The 2489-nt window shown below is 51.9% G+C and carries 7 protein-coding genes; all 7 read left to right on the top strand.

What is annotated here, in order from left to right; all coding sequences use genetic code 11:
- Nucleotides 1-280: hypothetical protein (locus tag ACQ4WP_RS29180; RefSeq protein ID WP_436526789.1), on the top strand; the 280-nt coding region annotated here is incomplete at its 5' end.
- Between the two features lie 69 nt (nucleotides 281-349).
- On the top strand, nucleotides 350-604 hold the full coding sequence (locus tag ACQ4WP_RS29185) for a hypothetical protein (protein WP_436526791.1): 255 nt from the start codon (nucleotides 350-352) through the stop codon (nucleotides 602-604).
- A gap of 248 nt (nucleotides 605-852) precedes the next feature.
- Entirely contained in the window at nucleotides 853-1053 is a 201-nt protein-coding gene (locus tag ACQ4WP_RS29190) for a hypothetical protein (protein WP_436526793.1), read from the top strand.
- A 16-nt stretch (nucleotides 1054-1069) separates the two neighbouring features.
- Nucleotides 1070-1393, top strand: coding sequence for a hypothetical protein (locus tag ACQ4WP_RS29195; RefSeq protein WP_436526795.1), 324 nt, complete (start codon nucleotides 1070-1072; stop codon nucleotides 1391-1393).
- Between the two features lie 17 nt (nucleotides 1394-1410).
- Nucleotides 1411-1590, top strand: a complete 180-nt coding sequence (locus ACQ4WP_RS29200) for a hypothetical protein (protein WP_436526797.1) — start codon at nucleotides 1411-1413, stop codon at nucleotides 1588-1590.
- Between the two features lie 12 nt (nucleotides 1591-1602).
- On the top strand, nucleotides 1603-1884 hold the full coding sequence (locus ACQ4WP_RS29205; RefSeq protein ID WP_436526799.1) for a hypothetical protein: 282 nt from the start codon (nucleotides 1603-1605) through the stop codon (nucleotides 1882-1884).
- 84 nt (nucleotides 1885-1968) lie between these two features.
- Nucleotides 1969-2310 carry a hypothetical protein gene (locus tag ACQ4WP_RS29210; RefSeq protein WP_436526801.1) on the top strand — a complete coding sequence of 114 codons (342 nt, stop codon included), beginning with the start codon at nucleotides 1969-1971 and terminating at the stop codon, nucleotides 2308-2310.
- The last annotated feature ends 179 nt before the right edge of the window (nucleotides 2311-2489 follow it).

The raw sequence follows: 2489 nt of genomic DNA on the forward strand, positions 1-2489 counted from the left end.
CGCCAGCGGCGCCACTCGCGCCTCGGCAATGTTCCGCCCGCGTTGTTTGCTGAAAAATTCAGCAAACAACCACAGGCGGCTTGAAACAAGAGTGTCCGCTATTGACAGTACACCTCACTTGCGTTTTGAAGTTCAAAACAGTCAAGAAAATACAGTTGCAGAGTTCCCTACCCTAGAGGAAGCGGAGGCACAGTTTCAGGAGGATCTTGAGATCGCGGCGAGGCTCGGGCGTAGTGGTGTTCCAATCCAATTGGTCATTGTCCTCAAGCAAGGCAAGTAAGTGCGGAAAATACTGCGCCCTGGTGGCGCCCGTCAGCCAGCCGGCAGCTGGTAGTTATTGAGGTCAAATATGGATCGCATCCAAGAACTGGTTGATGTTGTACTTGCAGACTTTGCCGATATGAATATTGGACCGGAAGGAACTGTGCCCACTAAGACTATTTACCTTCGGGTTTGCAAAAATGGGCTCATGTGGTCAGACGTGCATCCAGCGCTCGTTTGGGCAGTGGAAGAGGGGGGCCTGCTGACGTTCACGCCAGGCGGAATTGCAGACATGGGTATTCTGGCTCTAACGCAAGCTGGCTACGAACGCTCACGGGGCTGATAGGGAAATCGTATGAAAAGCACTCAAGTAGGTGTCGCAATTATCACGCAGGACGAACGCAAACGCCGAGAAGAAAGAGCTGCCGCTCGCAATCACGAAAAGCAAAAGAGTGTTGCTGCGGACGAGAAACAGGAATTGGCGACTGCTCCTGAAATTAGGACTCCAGCGAGTCCAGACACTGCCGCAGGCCATGCTGGAAGTACTCGCCTCTAGACGACGGCCATGCGGATTTAAAAGAACGGAAAATCATGGCAAATCATAAATTCACCAAGGTGCTTTTTGCTGTGGAATTGGGCGGCCAGGCCTTCGGCGTCGAGCTGGGGAACGCCCAGCTTCTTCAACTACTTCAGCGCGCGGTCGAGCTTTCGCCAACCGGAAGTTTGTCGCTCAGCCCATTGCCTAACCAGCGAATTTTCGAAGCCGTTTTCGAGAAGACTGATCAACACTAGACGCCGAGGAAAACGTATGAATGTCGTTCGCAGAAATCAACTACTTTATTTCGCTGTAGCGATAATACTGGGCGTGATCGGGTACCGTGGGCTGAACAAGCAAGTTGCGCCACCTGGCACGCCCTTAGCGGCGCGGTTCTTGGCGGCGAAGTATGTCGGTATGACGCAAAGCGCCGATCCTGTTCCTGTCAACGATGCACCAATCATCGAAGGGAATAGGGCGACTGCTAAAGCCGTCTTTGGAAAAGGCGCTGAATGCACGGTGCGGATGGTTCGCGCCGAGAGCGAAAAAGAGTATGGCTGGATGGTCGAAGCTAGTGCATGCGGCTCAGCCAGATAGAGCTAGGAAATCGCATCATGACCATCGAGGCAGGTAAAACCTACTTTTTCACAAAATCAGGAAACGAGGTTCGCGCCATTGCACCGACAACGCCATATCGTAGCCAGGCAATGTGGGAAGTAGAGCGCACGGGCGGCGCCAGCGCAGGTAAGCGCATGGACGTTCCGGCACGCGCACTAGTGACGCAACTCAACTAACAAGGAATTGATATGAGTACCTACTATTACCTAGTATGCCTGGCAACGATGCAATCGGTTGAAGTGGCGGCAAGCATCGGTGGCATGGAAGGCGGAAGCGTTCGCGCAAGCCAACATCCCAAAGCGCTTGCTCTGTTCTGCAACGCACATGCAGGAAAGCACGTCGAAATGATGAGCGAGGGCCAGTTGGAAGGGCGCAACCTGGTTCACGGCGAGCTTACCGATTGGACTGATGCAAATGCAGAAGAGCGTTTCAAGGCGATAGACGGCGAAAAAGCGCCCAGTTACGACTAGCCCAGCGGAAAACGCGCCCTGGTGGCGCCCGACAGTCCGGCCGGTAGCCGGCAATTTGAAAGGCCGCATTTATAGCGGTGATATATGTATAAAAAGATTGGTGATTTGATGTACCAGAAGAAAAATCTGGAAGAAACCGTTCAATTCTGTAAAGCACGCAACGCAATAATTTCTGGCACTTCAGAAGACGAACTCGTTAAGGAATTTCTTCAGGAGGTCGAAAAAAATTCTGGAGGACTAGCTAACAGCGATCTGGATAAACACGTAGGTACAATGAACGTCGCTTTCAATTCCTTTTACGTCATCGACCCGTTTTTCCCAAATCAACAAACGCTACCAATGGAACCAGGCGTTGAACCGGGCACACACGTTATCAATTTCTTTGTCCGATTGGGAAGGAAACCACTTTCGGCCACAGGTGAGTAGGCCAAGGTGAACACGCATTTCCTAAGCCCAGGCGGCGCAATGCGGCTTAATTACAACGTGAAGTCTTAGAACGTGTTCACAATCTATCCGAATAGCCGGATAATGGCGGGATGAGAAAGCCTTACGCCAGCGACATCAGTCGAGAAAAGTTTGAAGAAATCCTTCCGCTGCTGCAAAGC

Origin of the sequence: Janthinobacterium lyxosi (genome assembly GCF_051380665.1) — a bacterium.
Classification (GTDB): Bacteria; Pseudomonadota; Gammaproteobacteria; order Burkholderiales; family Burkholderiaceae_D; genus Janthinobacterium.